Source organism: Pseudarthrobacter sp. TAF60_1 (genome assembly GCF_052113505.1).
Taxonomy (GTDB): domain Bacteria; phylum Actinomycetota; class Actinomycetes; order Actinomycetales; family Micrococcaceae; genus Arthrobacter.
The window spans coordinates 1-17,319 of sequence record NZ_JBFRDI010000024.1 but is presented as its reverse complement, the minus strand read 5'-3'; the positions used below and the strand labels follow the sequence as shown (position 1 = coordinate 17,319).

Sequence of the window (17,319 nt, the reverse complement as noted above, 5' to 3'; positions counted from 1 at the left end):
CAACTCGACGCGATCATCACCGCCTTCAAAGCAGCCCTCACCACCAACAAACTGCCCACCGCCGGCGGAAACCGACCCCAAATCCTCGCCACCATCAACTACCAAGACCTCCTCCCCCACCTCCCAACCGCCGGCACGGGCGCAGCCAACGAGACGGACGCCGGGACCAGCCCGGAACCATGCACACCGGTCAGGACAGGGACGGAAACACAGACAGGAAGCAGCAGCACCGGCACCGCGAACTACACCTTCACAGGTCCCGTCCCAGCCGCGACCATCCGCAAACTCGCCTGCGACGCCGACATCATCCCCGCACTCCTGGGAACCCACGGCGAAATCCTCGACCTCGGCCGTAAAACCCGGCTCTTCACCCCGGCCCAACGCCTCGCCCTGACCGCCCGCGACCAAGGCTGCACCTTCCCCAACTGCACCATCCCAGCCCCCTGGTGCGAAGCCCACCACATCACCTACTGGTCACACCACGGCCCCACCAACATCAACAACGGCGCACTCCTGTGCTCCCACCACCACCACCACCACCACCTCATCCAACAATGGACCATCCACACCCGCCACGGCACCCCCTGGTTCACACCCCCACGCCACATCGACCCCACCCAAAAACCCCCCACAAAACCACTACTTCAAACCACCACCCCCACCACAACGCGAATAGACGCAGGGCAGTGAAGACAAAACGATTCCAGTCCCGACTGACTCCCAAGCGGTGCCAAGCCAAAGGCTGATCAGACTATTCAGGCGGATCGTACAGACTGGTACTTAGTTCTTCTGGCCGACTACAACGGTGCCGTCGAGCTCTTCTGACCTGACGATCCGGACCGCGAACCCCGCAGCGGACATAATCGAGGCTGTGTGTCCGGCTTGGCGCTTACTCGTTTCAATGATGAGATGGCCTCCGGCTCGCAGCCACTCCGGGGCCCCGGCTGCCACGCGGCGATGGAGATCGAGGCCGTCCGAGCCGCCGTCGAGCGACAACAGTGGCTCATAGTCCCGCGCCTCGCGTGGCATGGTGGCAATCTCAGCCGTCGGGACATAAGGAGCGTTCGCTGTGATCACCGAAACGTTCCCCTTAAGGGAAGCCGGAAGGGCCTCGTAGAGATCACCCTGGTGAATCGCCCCGCCCACTTTGGCAACATTCTGCCGCGCACACGCAACGGCAGCGGGGTCAACATCCGCAGCATGCAGTTCGAGCCCGGCGATCCGGGACGCGATGGCGGCCCCCGCCGCGCCGGACCCGCAACAGAGATCAACAACAACGGCGGCACGCATCGCCGGCGTGGTCGGCCGCTGCATCGCCGTACGGACCTGGGGCTTGTGAACCGGGTCCTGGGACAGGAGAGCCACAGCCTCCTGGACGAGGAGTTGGGTGCGGCGGCGCGGAACGAAAACGCCGGCGTCGAGCTCAATCCTCAGGCCCCCGAATTCTGCCCAGCCCAAAATGTACTCCAGCGGATGGCCGGCAACGCGCTGCTCCACGAGGGCGGCGACATCAGCCGGACACCGCGCGGCATCCATGAGCAGCCTCGCCTCATCCTCGGCAAACACACAGCCGGCCAACCGAAGCCGATCCGCGACGGCGGCAACGGATTCGAAGCCCACTCGGGAGCCTGGCACGGCAACCCCTTTCAGTAAGCCGGTGGGACGGCAGCCTGTACGGCGTTCCCGCCAACCGACTCTTGGGTCCCTCGCTGCGAACCTCATGCTATGCGGACAGCAGCCGCCAAGGCTAGGTCCCAAGACTGGATTTCCTGGGACCTAAACCATGGGGCGGACGGGATGGCCAAGGGCGGAAATATCCAGCACAACCACCGGCTCAGCTCTCCGAAAGAGCGTGCCCAAGTCCGGTCACGAGACGGCGGACGGCCTCCTCAGCCGTGGGAGGTGCACCGAAGAACTGTTGCTGCAGGGTCGTGTCAGCTACATATCGGCCGGTCTGGAACCAGTCGATCATGGCGGAAAGGTCCTTGGGCATCGGATTGACCGGCGCCAGCACCGTCCCTGCCGCCCGCAGCAAACCGGTGGGCACGGCGCGAACGCGGATGGTCTTGCCCGTGAGCCGCCCTGCGATGTCTGCAATGTCCTGCATGCTGACCGGTCGGTCCCAGCCAATGTCGATGCGCCGGCCCTCTACCCCTGGAACGTCGACGGCGGCGGCCAGATAACCCGCGAGGTGCGCGGTGTGCACAAAAGTCAGCGGCACCGTGGGCGACCCGAACCAGCTGAGCCGTCCCTTGCTGATGGGGTCGCCGCCAAACCGGGTGATTTGGTCCAGGAAGGCACCGGGCCGCAGGGCCACAAAGGGCACTCCGAGTTTCTCCAGCCTGTCCTCCGCGAGTTTTTTATGCCAGAAGTGCGGCACCTGCGGAGTCTGGTCGCACGTGAGGATGCTAGTGAGCACGAACCGCCGGATCCCTGAGCGGCTTGCCGCTTCCACGAGGTTGGTGTTGCCCACGATGTCAGTCTCGCTGGTGTCACCCTTGCGGTGCCTTGTGTAGCCCGCCGCTGAGGTGACTACAGCGTCGGCACCGTCCATGGCGCGTGCCAGGGACGCCGCATCCATCATGTCGCCGCGGGCAAATTGGGCGCCGGCCGCTTCGAGGCGGGAGGCATCCGAGCCCGGCCGCACCAAGGCCCGCACCTGCTTGCCCCGCGCGAGCAGCTCAGTAACAACCTGGCTGCCCAGCATGCCGGTACCACCCACCACCAGGACTGGTCCGTCGCTCATGTGCTTCCTCCCGTGAACCGGCCAAGGACTGCCCGGCTGGATGATCACATTGTCGCCCCGCCCGGGGCAGCCCGCTAGCCCTACCCGTGTAATGACTCCGACACTGCGGCCAGGAGCGAATTGAACCTGGCGTTACCGGGAAGGTCGTCGATGAACACGGGCTTGCCTGCCGGGTCGCCCAGCGGAACCTGCCAGTTCGGATACAGCGCTTCCGTGGTGCCTGGCTGGTTCTGCACGCGCCGCTCCCCCACCGCATCAACCAGCGCGACGCCGAGCAACACCGACGGCGTCTGAGCCAAAAGGCGGTGCAGCGCCTCGATGGTGCGCTCCTCGTCGTCACCCTGGATACCGGCGCCAGCGGCGGGCAGCCCCCGTTCAGGCAGCAGCCCGCGTTCCCGCAGCAATCCCATCATCTTCTCCAGCGTGGCAACATGCTCCGCCCGCTCCTCGGCCTCGGATCGTTCCAGCAAACCCAGCCTGCTGCGGAGCGCCACGTGATCACCCGCGAGATAGCCGGCCGTGGGCGGAAGGTCGTGGGTGTTGACGCTGGCGAGCGCCTGCGTGCGGTACCGTTCGGGCGGCAGCGGGGAGTCGCCGTCGTTCTCGAACCAGAGGATGGACGTTCCCAGGATGCCGCGGGCTGCAAGGTAGTCACGCACCCACGGTTCGAACGTCCCCAGGTCTTCCCCGATCACCACAGCCCCGGCGCGCTGGGCCTCCAGCGCCAGGATGCCGATCAGGGCGTCGTGGTCATACGTCACGTACGCGCCGTCCCGGGGCGAGTTTCCGGCCGGCACCCACCAGAGACGGAACAGTCCCAGGATGTGGTCCACCCGGATGCCGCCGGCATGCCGAAGCACAGTGGACAGCATATTGCGGAACGGTGCGTAGCCGGCCTCGGCCAGGCGTGCGGGATGCCAGGGCGGCTGGTTCCAGTCCTGGCCCTGCTGGTTGTACATGTCCGGCGGCGCGCCCACGCTGATCCCCGGCGCCAGCACACCGCGGAGCGTCCAGGCGTCGGCGCTACTCAGGTCGACGCCCACGGCCAGATCGTGCACCACGCCCAGCCGCATGCCTGCCCGGCGCGCCGCCTGCTGCGCATCGTCGAGCTGTTCGTCGCAGATCCACTGCAGCCAGCGGTGGAAGTCGATCCGGTGGGCAAGTTTTTCCCTCAGCGCCTCGGCCTCGGGCGACCCCAGGGCACAGTCCGGGTCCATCCACAGCGGGTCCTCGGGAGCCAGGTCTTCCCGGATGGCGGACCAGAGGGCGAAATCGTCCAGGCCTGGCCCGGAGCTCCTGCAGAAGTCGTCGAACGCTGCCTGCCGGGCCAGCGAGCGCCGCGCATGGTAGAGCAGTTCCAGGGCCTGGAGCTTGGCCGCGAACACGGTGTTCCGGTCAAGCCGTTCCCCGTCCGCGTTCAGGCTCTGGACCTGCTCCTGGAGCCGGTCGATCGTGGCACGTTTGCGCGGTTTCAGATAGGCGAATTCCGGGATGGCTTCCACCCGGATGTAAAGCGGGTTGAAAAAGCGCCGTGTTGATGGCGAGTACGGCGAGGGCTGGACCGGCGGGACGGGCTCGGCGGCGTGCAGCGGATTGACCAGGACATAGTCCGCGCCCCGCTCACCGCTGAGCGTTGCCAGGTCCGCCAGGTCGGCGAAGTCGCCGATGCCCCAGGAACGCTTGGATCGCACCGAGTACAGCTGCGTGGCCAGGCCCCAACCGCGGCGCTCCACCAAGGAATCGGCGGTGGTGAGCCGCGCCGGGACTACCACCAGCGCGCACTCGGCTGTGACGCCGTCGGACTCGGCATGCAGCGTATGCCAGCCAAGCGGCAGTCCCGTCGGCACGGCAAACGTGGCCCGGCCGGTAGGCACGCCGTCCACGTCCTGCGGCGGAACCCAGACATCCTGCTGCACCGCCTCCACGGGCTCGCCAGCTTCCGGCAGCACTGTGACGCGGGCGGTGGCACCATCGGGGACATGGACCGGAACCAGCGGCGTTTCGCCCTGTTGAAGTACGACGGCGGGTGGCAGCATCCGCCGCCACGGCGCCAGTTCGGCCTCGGCCAGGGCAGCTTCGATCAGTTCGTTAGTGTCTGCCCGGACGCCCAGCGCACCGAGCACTTTGATAAGGGTTCCGGGGGCAACGCTGTACGGTAGCCCGTCCCAGCCGTGGAATGAGGTGCCCACGCCGTGCACGTCTGCCAGACGCAGGAGAAGCTCCTTGTCCACTTGTGCATGACCGGCTGCAGCACCGTCGCCTGGCGAAGCAGCCGTTTCGGAGAGTTGAGCGTACTGCTGGTCTGGAGCCTTCATGGATGTCCGCCTCGTCTGGTGTGATGGGCCCGAACTTACATTGCGTCCTGTTCGTCCGGGGGCGTACTCACCCTCGGACAACTATCGGTTCCGATTATTGCAGGAGGAAAAGGGTTACCCGGGCAGGGCCCTCCGGACTGATTCCGCCGGTCAGTCCGCTGATGTTCCCTGGCCCTCAACCCGCCTATTCCCGTCCCAGCGCCTACTCCTTGATTTTCTTAGCGGCCGCCTTCGCTGCCTGCTTGCTGGCCCGCACCTTGACGAGGGACTCAGGATCCACGATGTCTGCGACTGAAAGGAACGAATCTTCCTGGCCATAGTGCCCGGCCGCCTCACGCCAGCCCGGCGCGCTCAGCCCGCATTGCTTGCCGAGGAGCGCGAGGAAAATCTTAGCCTTCTGTTCCCCGAACCCGGGCAGGGACTGCAGGCGGCGCAGTACTTCCTTCCCGTCGGGATCGCCCTTGGTCCAGATCTGCGTGGCGTCACCGTTCCAGTCGTGCTGGACTGTCTCCGCGAGGGCCTGGACCCGCGCCGCCATCGAGCCGGGGAACCGGTGGACCGCCGGCCGTTCCTTGAAGACCCCGACGAAAGCCTCCGGCTCGTAGGCGGCAACGGCCGCCGGATCGATGGAGCCGATGCGTGACCGGATCTTTTCAGGGCCTGCGAAGCGAAGGCGGACTCCATGGTTACCTGCTGGTCCAGCAGCATCCCGGTCAGCAGCGCAAAGGCGTCGTCCGTGAGCAATTGGTCAGAAGCGGGGTCGCCGGTGATGTGCAGTTCCATGGCCCTTATCTTTCCATCTCACAAATCCAAGTACTACCTAATTTCAAATTCGAGTACCGATTACGCGTACGTGTGGGGCCTAGCCCAACTACCTTCGATCTAGAGCCAATGACTCGTTATCGCACTGGGTTAGGTGTCTCACTAGGGGGCGTGAGAAGGAATGAATACAGGACTTAGCAGCCACGTTTTCCCGCGCCTACAGGGCCGGGAAGTGAGCGGGGCCGGCGACGAGGAGGTCTTCGAGACCAAGGCCTCTCCCCCAGCCGTCGCCGGCCCTCTGACCTGTGCGAGCCGGCCGTGAAGTATTCAACATCCCAGGTTTCCGCATCACACGCGCCTGCGGGCAGGCGTCCGTCGCAGCCCCATCAGGTCCAGCAACACGCGGCCGGCCATCCAGCCACACTTCCCAGCCAACCCCCGGCATCATCCGCCGGACCGGCCAGCGCCGGCGCCGGCGCAACAAGCACAGGCCCCGACGGGTTCATCCCCGATTTGGCCACCGGGGCGAAAACGCTGTCCGATTCACTCGAAATCCTGACCAGGACAGCGTCCGCCACCCTCAGCAGGCTCACGGACTCTCCGGTCGAATGCGGCACGCTCCTCAACAGGACAAAGAACGTCACCGCCACCGCTGGGAGCAACGGGCAGACTGCCAGGTTGGCCCGGCTGGAGCAAGAAGTGCGTGAAGGACCGCTGACGGAAGCAATCACCGGCAATGGCACCGTGGCCATGAACCACGTTTCGTCCGATTTCCGCTGGTCGCGTTACCGGCCTCACCTACAGGACGCCGGATTCAACAGCGTTCTTGGCGTGCGGCTCCGGTTGGACGAGGGTGCGACGGCGGCCCTCGTCTTTTTTGCCCCCGCCGCCCAGGCTTTCCCGCTTCACGTAATCGCCGGGGCCCATGGCTTCGCGGACCTCGCAGCGCGGGGTCTCAGGCTGGTACTTGAGCTGCAATCCACAAGCACCAGAGCATCGGACCTGCAATCCGCGCTCGAAAGCCGGACCTCCATCGACATCGCCTGCGGAGTAATCATGGCGCAGAACCGGTGTTCCTACGATGAGGCGATTGGGATCATCGCAAAGGCGTCGAGCCACCGGAACGTCAAGCTGCGAAAGGTGGCCGAAGGTATTCTGGAGAGCCTGCCCGGGGGCGCGCCGCGCACCCACTTCGAACACTAGGGCAGCCGCTCGGCACAAGATGCTTCCGCCCAAGCTTCGGATGAGCAGCGCCGTCTCCATGACTCGGACAGCGCCCGCCCTCGCACTGCTGTACCTCGTCCTGTCGGTCAGCTGAGCCTGCTTAAACTGAAGCAGGTCAGGGGCATTATGCCTCTGACCTGCAACGTGGGTGGGCCCTGTGGGGATCGAACCCACGACCCACGGATTAAAAGTCCGATGCTCTACCAACTGAGCTAAAGGCCCCAGCCGACGGTCAGGTGACCGATCAGCCCAGTCCATTTCTGGACGATAAATACTTTACCCCACGCGCGGGGCCACTTTGACCCGAAAGGCGCGTGCCGCCGTCGTACGTGCCTTTTTCCGCAGGATTCGGCCGTTCCGGCCACGTGCAGCCGCTTCCCCGGAGCTCTCGATTTCCCCGGCGGCACAGGAGTAGCGTTGGGGCATGAGCGAGCAAGCAGGACCCAGTCAGTACGGCGGCGCCAACCGGCATCACAAACCCAAGCCGTTCGCGCCCATCGACTTTGAGCCGTTCGCCGGCGGGCCGGACCCCGCACGCGTGTCGGAGGCCGCCCATCTCGCCGCCCAGGCACTGGTGCGCCACGGACGCGACAGCGACGACCCCGTCATCACCGAGCGGCTGGTCAAGCTGACGGACGAACAGGGCCTGGATGCCATCGCGGAAATGTGGGCCGAAAGTCCGGCGCGCTCCTTGCCCGGTGCGCTCTGGCGGCTGTACGCACTGCGCGCGGCCACCGTCCAGGATCCGGAGCGCATCTCTGTCTACTTCCGTGCGGGCAAGGACACTGCGCAGGTGGCCCACGTCGTGGCGGGTGCTGCCGAGCCGCCCGGTGCCGAAGAGATGCGGACCATGGCGGATGCCATTCTTTCCGGGGCGTTCGACGGCGAGTTCGACGTCGCGCTGGAACGTTCCGCCGCTTTCTGCCGTGTGGTTGCGCTCGGCCAGGCGACGCTCGCCGACGGTGCCGAACACGGAAATGAGGCCCACGCAAGCAAGCTCACCCGCAACTCGCATCAGCTGGTGAAAACCGCCGAGGACCTTGAGCACGCAGCAAATGCATGGCGTCTGGGCGAACTCGACTGAACCAGCATGCCCGATCTGTCAATGTTGACTTGGGCCGGGCAACGTAGAACACTAAAACTGGTGCCGAGCCGCGAAACCCCCGGGCTTCAACATTTAGCCGCCTAGAGCGGCCTACCGCCGAGAGGCGTATCCGGTTCGGCACCATTTTTCTTGCCCGTTTACAGGCCGCAGGCAGCAGCCCGGTAGACTCAAGACCAGTTGCTGGCCTGCGTCAAGTCACAGTGGGCGGCCCAGACCCAGTACAACGCCCGGAGACCGAACCCAACGTGAAGCTGCGCCTTTTCCCCCAGGAGCCCGCCGGGCTGGTCCTCTTGTCCCAGATGGCCCAGCAAATCGTGCACGCCAGCGCCACCATGGCGGAAATCCTGGGTGTTCCCGCCTCCGAGCACGCCAAACTCGTGGACGACATGCACAACCACGAAGCGAAATCCGGCGAGCTGCACTTCGCCCTGCTCACACACATGCGCACGAGCTTCGTGAACCCCCTCCCCCGCGAGGACATGTACGCCCTGTCCCGCTACCTCAACGAAGCCCTTGAAAAGCTGGACGGTGCCGCCGAACTCGTTTCCCTCTACAAGCTGGACCGGTTGCCCAAACGTGCCGCGGACCAGCTTGAGGTCATCAGCAGGCAGGCCGAGCTCACCGTGGATGCCATGCGCCAGCTGAACAACCTCGATGACCTTGAGGACTACTGGATCGAGATTCTCAGGCTGGCCAAACGCGCAGAGCGGACCCACCGCGTCTGGGTGGCAGACATGATCCGGGACATGAAGTGGGCGCAGTATTCCCGCAACCGCGATGTCGCCAACCAACTGGTGGAAGTCACCAAAGACATGCGCCGCATCGCCACCCAGGTAGGCAGCATCATCGTCAAGGAATCCTGACGTGACCGGAGTGATTTTCGGCGCCGTGGTCCTGCTGACCGCGGCGTTCGCCTTCCTCAACGGCTTCAGGGACGTCTCCAGCTCGGTGGCACTCGCCGTCCGGACCCGGGCCCTCACACCGACGGTGGCTGTCCTGCTGGCAGCCTTCTTCAACCTGGTGGGGGCCTTGCTCAGCGCCAGCGTTGTGGTGGCCATCAGCCACACGTGGATTCATCTGCCTGCAGGCACCAGCGGCCTGAGCATCCTCTTGGCGGGCGTGAGCAGCGCCTGCGCCTGGGGCCTGCTGATGTGGTGGCGCGGCATCCCGGCGTCCTCCACGCACGCCCTGGTAGGCGGGCTGGCCGGCGCCGGACTCGCAAGCCTCGCCGTGGGCGGGATGGGAGTAGGAGGCGTTGACCGGTCTCTGCTGGTCCAGGTGGTACTGCCGCTGCTGCTCTCCCCCGTCGTCGCCTACGTCGGCGCCTACCTGGCAGTCTTCCCTGCAACCTGGGCCGCCCGCTACGCCCAGCCCAACGTCATCAACCAGCGCTTCCGCCGCAGCCAGGCCATCGCTGCCGGAGCTGTCGCGTTCGGCCACGGGCTGCAGGACGGCCAGCGGGTGGGCGCCGTAGTGCTGCTGGCCCTTGCCGCGGCCGGTTATGCCGACGGCGACAGTATCCCCCTGTGGGTGGCGCTGTTCTCCGCGATCATGATGGCCGCGGGGACCTTATGTGGGGGCTGGCGGATTTCGTACACCCTCGCCTACAGGATCACCCGGATCGACCCGCTGCGGGGTTCAGTCTCCCAGACGTTCAGCGCCATCATGCTGCTCGTTGGAGCTATCGCATTGCAGTGGCCCCTGTCGACGACCCACACTGTGACGGCCTCCGCCCTGGGCGCGGGCGAAAACCAGCATTTCTCAGTGACCAACCGGAAACTGGTCCTGGATATCCTGGGTCTGTGGGTCCTCACGCCGGTAGCGGCGGCTGCCGTGGCCTTTGTCTTCGCTCTGGCGCTGTCACCACTGTCCGGCGTTTAGCGCCAGCCTCCCTTTAACCACGATCGACTGCTCCAGCAGCGCCCTTCTGAGCTGTCAAAAGGGCGCTGCTGGAGCAGTCGATGGGTTAGCGTTCGGGAGCGACGGGGCTACCCGAAGCGGCCGGAAACGTAGTCTTCGGTGGCCTTCTGGGTGGGGTTGCTGAAGATGTTCTGGGTGTTCCCGTATTCGATCAGCTTGCCCGGCTTGCCGGTACCTGCGATGTTGAAGAACGCCGTCTTGTCCGAGACGCGGGCGGCCTGCTGCATGTTGTGCGTCACGATCACCACGGTGTACTGGTCCTTGAGCTCATTGATGAGGTCTTCAATGGCCAGCGTGGAGATGGGGTCCAGTGCGGAACACGGCTCATCCATCAGGATTACCTGCGGCTGCACGGCGATGGCACGGGCAATGCATAGACGCTGCTGCTGGCCGCCTGACAGGCCCGAACCCGGCTTCTCCAGCCGGTCCTTGACCTCGTTCCACAGGTTTGCGCCGCGGAGCGAGCTTTCTACCAGTGCGTCGGCTTCACCCTTGGAGATCTTCTTGTTGTTGAGTTTCACGCCGGCCAGCACGTTGTCCCGGATGGACATAGTGGGGAACGGGTTGGGCCGCTGGAACACCATGCCGATCTGCGAACGCACGGTGACGGGGTCAACGCCGGGGCCGTAGAGGTTGTCACCGTCCAACAGGACTTCACCCTCAACACGGGCGCCGGGAAGCACCTCGTGCATGCGGTTCAGTGTGCGCAGGAACGTGGACTTGCCACAGCCTGAGGGGCCGATGAAGGCCGTCACGGATTTGGCCTCGATGGCGATGCTGACATCCTCCACGGCGAGGAAATCGCCGTAGTACACGTTCAGGTCTTTGACGTCGATGCGCTTAGACATGATGTTCCTTCACTTGCTGGGGTACGGATTGAAGTCTAGGGTCTGGTCGCGAGGACCGGAACGGCCTGCCGAAAGCTTTTTCAGCGGCCTGTCTTGGGGGCGAAAATCTTGGCGATCAGGCGGGCGCCAAGGTTCAGGATCATCACCAGGATGATCAGCACCAAGGCGGCGCCCCAGGCCCGCTGCGAGGACGGGTCAGGGTTCGCCGGCGACGTGGGGTTCAGGATCTGCGTGTAAATGAATGTCGGCAGCGAAGCCATCCAGCCGCCAAAGACGTTGTTGTTGATGCTGGTGGCGAAACCTGCGGTGACCAGGATGGGGGCGGTTTCACCGATGACACGGGCGATTGCCAGGGTGACGCCGGACGCGATGCCGGAGATCGCCGTCGGAATGACCACCTTCAGGATGGTGCGCCATTTACGCACACCCAGCGCATAGGCCGCTTCGCGCAGTTCGTTGGGAACGATCTTCAGCATTTCCTCGCTGGAGCGCACCACCACGGGGATCATCAGCACTGACAGGGCAACGGCGGCGACGGCCCCTGTTTTGGTGCCGGGCCCCACCACCGCAAAGAAGAAAGCGGCGGCGAACAGGCCGGCCACGATGGAGGGGATGCCGGTCATGACGTCCACAAAGAACGTGATGGCGCGGGCCAGCCGGCCGTCGTTGCCGTACTCCACCAGGTAAATTGCCGTCAGCAGGCCGACGGGCACGGAGATGATGGTGGCAAGCACGGTCATCTGGATGGTGCCGATCAATGCATGGTAGATGCCGCCGATAACAGGGGCGCCCGCTTCCACGGCCTTGTTGTCATAGACGCCGGTCACGCCGTTCATGGAGCTGGTGAGGAACCCTGGAGCGATGAGGCCGGGGAGTCCGTTGACCAGGACGGTCCAGATGACGGAGATCAGCGGGAGCAGGGCGATCAGGAATGAACCCACCACCAAGCAGGTGGCCAGCTTGTCCTTGGCCTTGCGGGAGCCTTCGACCACGGCGCTCCAGCTGACTAGGCCGACGGCGAACAGGATCGCGGAGACCAGGCCCCAGCCGAAAGCGTTGAACCCGATCAGCGCCAGGATTGCGGCGCCGATGATCAGGGCTCCGACGAGCACCGCATAGGGTGCATATTTGGGCAGCTGTCCTTTGGTGAGGGCAGACCGCTTGCTGCGGACCGGGGTAAGCGTGGAGGTCATTTAGTTGGCTCCCGAGAATTCTTTATGCCGGGTGATGACCCAGCGCGCGATCATGTTCACGCCAAGGGTGATGACGAACAGCACCAGGCCGGCGGCGATCAGGGTGCTGACCTTGAGGCCGCTGGCTTCGGGGAAGTTCAGGGCGATCTCGGCGGCGATGGTCTGGTTTCCGGACTGGATCAGGCTGGCGGTCAGGGCACCGGAGGAGAGCACCAGGGCAACGGCCATGGTCTCGCCGAGCGCACGGCCCAGGCCCAGCATGATGGCGCTGATGATGCCCGGGCGGGCGAAGGGCAGGACCGACATCTTAATCATTTCCCAGCGCGTGGCGCCGAGTGCCAGAGCGGCTTCCTCGTGCAGCTTGGGGGTCTGCAGGAAGATTTCACGGGTCAGGGACGTGATGATGGGCAGGACCATCACCGAGAGGACAATGCCCGCCGTGAGGATGGTCTTGCCGGTGGCCGAGGCCGGGCCCTCGAAGATAGGCAGCCAACCCATGTTCTCGGCCAGCCAGTTGTAGGCCGGGGAGATTTCCTTGGCGAGGAAGGCTGCGCCCCAGGCGCCGTAGATCACCGACGGGATGGCTGCCAGGAGATCAACCACGTAGCCCAGGCCGTTGGCGAGCCCGCGCGGCGCGAAGTGGGAGATGAACAGTGCCACGCCGATGGCTATGGGAGTGGCGATCACGAGTGCGATGACCGCCGCGATGAGCGTGCCAATCACAATCGGCCAGATGTAAGCGAAGAAGCCTGCTCCGCCCTGGATTTGGGCGGCCGGGGCTGTCAGTGCCGGAATGGCCTGCACAACAAGGAACAAAGCCACGCCGAACAGGACGACGAGGATGAGGCACCCGGCGGCAAGGGCTGCGCCGGAAAAGATCTTATCCCCGGCGCGGCCTGCGCCCTGGGAACTGCTCAGGGGGGTGGCGGTCATTCCAGACCCTTCGGTTTGTGGGTGGTGCCAAAATCTAGCTTACAAAGCCAAGTTCCCCACCCCGCCTTTCGGCGTGGCGGGGAACGTGGCTTCAGGGACAGGTACTAGGACTTGACCTTGATGGATTCGATGGCCTTGGTGGCCTTTTCGGCGAGGGCCGAGGAGAGCGGTGCGGACTTCGCGGAGTCAGCAGCTGCCTTCTGGCCAGCGTTGGAGACTACGTAGCTTTCGAAGGCCTTGACCAGGTCAACGGTTTCCTGCTTGTCGTAGGTGGAGCAGACAATGTGGTAGGAAACCAGGACGACCGGGTAGGCGCCCTTTGCGGTGGTCTTGCGGTCAAGCTTGATGGCGACGTCGTTGGCGGAACGGCCTTCGACGGGCTTGCCGGCTTCAACAGCCTTGGCTGCGGCGTCGGCAGAAATCTTGACGAATTCCTCGCCAACCTTGATCGAAGCGGTGCCCAGCTTGCCGCCAACTGCCGAGTCATCCGCGTAAGTCACGGCGCCCGGGGTGTCGGTAACGGTCTTGACGACGCCGGAGGTGCCCTTGGCGTTCTCGCCCTGCAGGGATGCGGGCCATACGCCGGAAGCCTTGTCGGTCCAGACATCGGCAGCAGCAGCGGCCAGGTACTCCGTGAAGTTGGTGGTGGTGCCGGAGTCGTCAGAGCGGTTCACCGGGGTGACCTTGGTGGCCGGGAGGGTAACGCCCGGGTTCAGTGCGGCGATGGCCGGGTCATTCCAGGTAGCAATCTGGCCACGGAAGATCTTGGCCACTGTGGTGGCGTCAAGCTTCAGCTCGGTGATGCCGGGGAGGTTGAAGGCCACTGCGATCGGGGAGATGTAGACCGGGATGTTGATGGCACCTTCGGGGCCGCACTTGGCCTTGGAGCTGGCCAGCTCTTCATCCTTGAGGTAGGCGTCGGAGCCGGCGAACTGGGCCGAGCCGTCGATGATGGCCTTGCGGCCTGCGCCGGAGCCGTCCGGGGAGTACTGCACGGTGGCGCCGGAGTTGGCGGCAGCGAAGCCGGCCTTCCAGGCGTCCATGGCTGCGCCGGTCGAGGAAGCGCCGATGCCGGTCAGCGTGCCGGTGACCTTGGGGCCACTGGCAGACTGGGTGCCAGCAGGCGTGTTGCCGGTGGCGTTGTCTGAACCGCAGGCGGTGAGCGCGAGAGCGCCGGCAGCGATAACAGCAATAGCCGCGTGGCGGCCGAAACGGAGTGCCTTCACTAGATGTGTACCCCTTCCAGGGATATTCAATAGCGGGCAGGGCCGGAGGCGCCCTGCAGCGCGATGCGTACGTTTTGTACCTTCATCGAATTTAGAGGCGGCAGGTAAAGGGATTGGCTGCCGAAAGTGAACAGGACATTAACGGAAGCGATATTTTCCCTTACAACTGTAGCGTCACCATTGCGCAGGTCACACTTGCGGCCGTAGGGGGCGCCCGGCAAATAGACTGAACGGCATGGCCGCAGCAGCAGGACTTTCAGCAAGCAGGCGATTCCTGCGGGGTCGAATCCGCACCGGCCTGATCCGGAGCCGGAATTCGCTGCTCCCCGCGGTCCAGATGACGGCGTGCGCGGTGGGTGCCTACGCCTTCGCCCAGTATGTGCTGGGCCATTCCGGTCCTCTCTTTGCGGCCACTTCGTCACTGATCGCCCTGGGCTTCTCGCGGGATCCCCGCCTGCGCCGCGTCATGGAAGTGGGCCTGGGCTGCACCATCGGCATCGCCGTTGGTGACCTGCTCCTGCACTGGCTGGGCAGCGGAATCTGGCAGGCCGCCGTCGTACTTCTTTTCTCCATCCTGCTAGCCCGCTTCCTGGACAGCGGCACTATCTTCACCACCCAACTGGGGCTGCAGTCCCTGCTGGTGGTGCTGCTGCCGGCGCCCGCCGGCGGGCCTTTCACCCGGAGTTTGGACGCCGTGGTGGGCGGTCTGTGCGCCCTGCTGGTGACCGTTCTGATCCCGAAGGACCCGCGCCGGGAGCCCCGCGATGATGTCCGGAAGATCCTGCACGAGCTCGCCGAGGTGCTCCGCGAGTGCGCCTCCGCCCTGACGGAAAGTGATTCCACCCAGGCCTGGCACGCGCTGATCCGGGGGCGCAACTGCCAGCCGCTGGTGGACCGCATGCGCCAGTCGCTGCGGGCCTCCAACGAGGTGGCCACCCTCGCGCCGGCCTACCGCCGGCACCGGGACGAGCTGGACCAGCTGGACAGCTCGCTTGACTTCATTGACCTGGCGCTCCGTAACAGCCGTGTCTTCGCCCGGCGGCTGACCAGCGCCATCAACCACGCCGCGCTGTCCGACGAAGCCACCGAAAACATCGCCGACGTCCTTGAGGAAACCGCCGCGGCCATCGATGAACTGTCGCTGGGCCTCGCGGAGACGCACGACGGCGTGCGCCGCGCCCATCTGCGCACGGCACGCCACGAATTGAGCGAGATTGCGCTGCGGCTGCATCCAAAGCTGCTGGAGGTCCAGCGGCTGGAGGGCGAGACGGTGGTGATGCTGTTCCGGCCCCTGATGGTCGACCTCCTGGAGGCCACCGGCATGGACCCGCGCGAAGCTCGGGACGTGCTGCCGGGCCTGTAGCCCGCCGCCGGGCAGACGGGGAATGTCGGGGCCCGCCATTAGGGTGGAACCCATGGCAACAAAGACTTCCCGCGCTTCCAAAGCGCCCGCGTACAAGTGCGCAGAATGCGGCTGGACAACGGTCAAGTGGGTGGGGCGCTGCGGCGAGTGCCAAGCATGGGGCAGCGTTGAGGAAACCGGCGCTGCCGTGGCGCGTACGACGGCGGCAACAACAGTTTTGGAGCCGGCGCGGCGGATTGCGGAGGTAGACGCCACCACCGCGGCGTTTCTGCCCACCGGCGTGGACGAGCTGGACAGGGTCCTGGGCGGTGGGCTGGTTCCGGGCGCCGTCATTCTGCTGGCCGGTGAGCCGGGTGTAGGCAAATCCACACTCTTGCTGGATGTCGCGGCGAAATTCGCCCGCACTGCGCAGGACGTCCTGTACGTGACCGGTGAGGAGTCCGCCGCCCAGGTAAAGCTGCGTGCTGAACGGATCGACGCCGTCGCGGATTCCCTGTACCTGTCAGCCGAAACGGACCTTGGCCAAGCCCTGGGGCAGGTGGAAAAAATTGAGCCGCGCCTGTTGATTGTGGACTCGGTACAGACCCTGAGCAGTGCACACGTGGACGGCAGCGCGGGCGGGGTGTCGCAGGTTCGTGAGGTGGCGGCCTCCATCATCGCGGCAGCCAAGCGGCGCAACATGACCACGCTGCTGGTGGGCCACGTGACCAAGGACGGGTCCATCGCGGGGCCTCGGCTGCTGGAGCACCTGGTGGATGTGGTGTGCCAGTTCGAGGGTGAACGCCATTCCCGGCTGCGGATGCTGCGCGCCGTGAAAAACCGGTACGGCCCTACGGATGATGTCGGCTGTTTTGACCTGAACGAGAAGGGCATCGAGGGCCTCACCGACCCCAGCGGGCTGTTCGTCAGCCGGACGAAGGAGCCCGTTTCCGGCACGTGCATCACAGTGACCATGGAAGGGCGCCGGCCCCTTCTGGCCGAAGTGCAGTCGCTCTTGGCCGAGAGCCCCAATTCGCAGCCCCGCCGGGCCACCAGCGGTTTGGACAGCTCGCGGGTTTCCATGCTGCTGGCCGTCCTGCAGCAGCGTGCGGGCTGCCTGCTGCACAAGGACGACTCGTACGTGGCCACGGTGGGCGGCGTGAAGCTCAGCGAGCCCGCCACCGACCTTGCTGTTGCGTTGGCAGTGGCTTCGGCCAAGGCGCGGAAGCCACTGCCCATTCGGCTGATCGCGTTCGGGGAAGTGGGCTTGGCCGGCGAGGTCCGGCCAGTCCCCGGCATCAACCAGCGGATCCAGGAAGCCCACCGTTTGGGCTTTACCCACGCCGTGGTGCCGGCAAGCCATAACGGCCCGGGGCCAGTCCCCGCGGGATTCTCCGTCCGCGAGGTGGAGCACCTGACCGAGGCGCTGAGCCTGCTGATCGGTTAGCTGCCGGGACGCCGGACTGACGGGCTGAGCTGATCTGACTGAAACGCCGGGATCTGGCTGGGAAACCGAGACCCTGATGCCGAGGACCGGGCCCCGGTTATTCCGGTTTGAAGTTGAGCAGGACTTTGCCTGATTCGGCGGAGTTTTTGGCGGTGGTGAAGGCCTCCAGGCCCTGGGTGAGCGGGTAGTCGTGGGTGATGACGGGTTCGATGTGCAGGGTGCCGTCGGCGAGGGCGGTGATGACGTCGTCGATTTCGT

General features: G+C 65.2%; 14 protein-coding genes, 1 tRNA gene and 2 pseudogenes. 7 read left to right on the top strand and 10 right to left on the bottom strand.

The genetic code is table 11. The features are described from left to right. Positions 1-690, top strand: a 690-nt coding sequence (locus AB4Y73_RS19840) for a DUF222 domain-containing protein (RefSeq protein WP_441874300.1), incomplete at its 5' end; no start/stop codon positions are given. Between the two features lie 90 nt (positions 691-780). Here AB4Y73_RS19840 and AB4Y73_RS19835 read toward each other — a convergent pair. The 4 genes and pseudogenes from AB4Y73_RS19835 to AB4Y73_RS19820 form a co-directional block, all read right to left on the bottom strand. Further along, the gene (locus AB4Y73_RS19835) at positions 781-1,635 is read right to left on the bottom strand and encodes a putative protein N(5)-glutamine methyltransferase (protein ID WP_441874298.1); all 855 of its coding nucleotides are present in this window, start codon (positions 1,633-1,635) and stop codon (positions 781-783) included. Between the two features lie 199 nt (positions 1,636-1,834). Continuing rightward, a complete protein-coding gene (locus AB4Y73_RS19830) occupies positions 1,835-2,746 on the bottom strand; it encodes an SDR family oxidoreductase (protein ID WP_441874296.1) in 912 nt (303 codons plus the stop codon). An 80-nt stretch (positions 2,747-2,826) separates the two neighbouring features. Then, positions 2,827-5,061: a 4-alpha-glucanotransferase gene (malQ, locus tag AB4Y73_RS19825; RefSeq protein ID WP_441874294.1), complete on the bottom strand. Its 2,235-nt coding sequence runs from the start codon at positions 5,059-5,061 to the stop codon at positions 2,827-2,829. Positions 5,062-5,263: 202 nt separating this feature from the next. Continuing rightward, a pseudogene (locus AB4Y73_RS19820) lies at positions 5,264-5,844 on the bottom strand (HhH-GPD-type base excision DNA repair protein). Positions 5,845-6,141: 297 nt separating this feature from the next. Between AB4Y73_RS19820 and AB4Y73_RS19815 the strand changes: the two are divergent. Next, positions 6,142-7,026 (top strand): GAF and ANTAR domain-containing protein, encoded by an 885-nt coding sequence (locus AB4Y73_RS19815; RefSeq protein ID WP_441874292.1) that lies wholly within the window; start codon positions 6,142-6,144, stop codon positions 7,024-7,026. Positions 7,027-7,196: 170 nt separating this feature from the next. Here the strand turns inward: AB4Y73_RS19815 and AB4Y73_RS19810 are convergent. After that, positions 7,197-7,269, bottom strand: a tRNA-Lys gene (locus tag AB4Y73_RS19810). Positions 7,270-7,471: 202 nt separating this feature from the next. On the opposite strand from AB4Y73_RS19810, the gene AB4Y73_RS19805 reads away from it, so the two are divergent. The 3 genes from AB4Y73_RS19805 to AB4Y73_RS19795 all read left to right on the top strand — a co-directional run bounded on the left by AB4Y73_RS19805 (position 7,472) and on the right by AB4Y73_RS19795 (position 10,033). Then, positions 7,472-8,131, top strand: coding sequence for a hypothetical protein (locus tag AB4Y73_RS19805; RefSeq protein WP_441874290.1), 660 nt, complete (start codon positions 7,472-7,474; stop codon positions 8,129-8,131). 266 nt (positions 8,132-8,397) lie between these two features. Next, a complete protein-coding gene (locus AB4Y73_RS19800) occupies positions 8,398-9,015 on the top strand; it encodes a DUF47 domain-containing protein (protein WP_441874288.1) in 618 nt (205 codons plus the stop codon). Between the two features lies 1 nt (position 9,016). Further along, the gene (locus AB4Y73_RS19795; protein ID WP_441874286.1) at positions 9,017-10,033 is read left to right on the top strand and encodes an anion permease; all 1,017 of its coding nucleotides are present in this window, start codon (positions 9,017-9,019) and stop codon (positions 10,031-10,033) included. 107 nt (positions 10,034-10,140) lie between these two features. Here AB4Y73_RS19795 and pstB read toward each other — a convergent pair whose 3' ends face one another. The 4 genes from pstB to pstS form a co-directional block, all read right to left on the bottom strand. After that, entirely contained in the window at positions 10,141-10,920 is a 780-nt protein-coding gene (gene pstB, locus AB4Y73_RS19790; RefSeq protein ID WP_441874284.1) for a phosphate ABC transporter ATP-binding protein PstB, read from the bottom strand. An 80-nt stretch (positions 10,921-11,000) separates the two neighbouring features. Continuing rightward, entirely contained in the window at positions 11,001-12,113 is a 1,113-nt protein-coding gene (gene pstA, locus AB4Y73_RS19785; RefSeq protein ID WP_441874282.1) for a phosphate ABC transporter permease PstA, read from the bottom strand. After that, positions 12,114-13,046 (bottom strand): phosphate ABC transporter permease subunit PstC, encoded by a 933-nt coding sequence (pstC, locus tag AB4Y73_RS19780; protein WP_441874280.1) that lies wholly within the window; start codon positions 13,044-13,046, stop codon positions 12,114-12,116. Between the two features lie 104 nt (positions 13,047-13,150). Continuing rightward, positions 13,151-14,272: a phosphate ABC transporter substrate-binding protein PstS gene (gene pstS / locus AB4Y73_RS19775; protein ID WP_441874277.1), complete on the bottom strand. Its 1,122-nt coding sequence runs from the start codon at positions 14,270-14,272 to the stop codon at positions 13,151-13,153. Between the two features lie 235 nt (positions 14,273-14,507). Here pstS and AB4Y73_RS19770 point away from each other — a divergent pair, with 235 nt between their 5' ends. Together AB4Y73_RS19770 and radA are read left to right on the top strand one after the other, a co-directional pair. Beyond that, positions 14,508-15,635, top strand: coding sequence for an FUSC family protein (locus AB4Y73_RS19770; RefSeq protein WP_441874275.1), 1,128 nt, complete (start codon positions 14,508-14,510; stop codon positions 15,633-15,635). A 52-nt stretch (positions 15,636-15,687) separates the two neighbouring features. Continuing rightward, positions 15,688-17,061 carry a DNA repair protein RadA gene (gene radA, locus AB4Y73_RS19765; protein ID WP_441874273.1) on the top strand — a complete coding sequence of 458 codons (1,374 nt, stop codon included), beginning with the start codon at positions 15,688-15,690 and terminating at the stop codon, positions 17,059-17,061. A gap of 97 nt (positions 17,062-17,158) precedes the next feature. Here the strand turns inward: radA and AB4Y73_RS19760 are convergent. Continuing rightward, positions 17,159-17,319 (bottom strand): annotated as a pseudogene (locus tag AB4Y73_RS19760) (L-idonate 5-dehydrogenase); the annotation flags it as partial.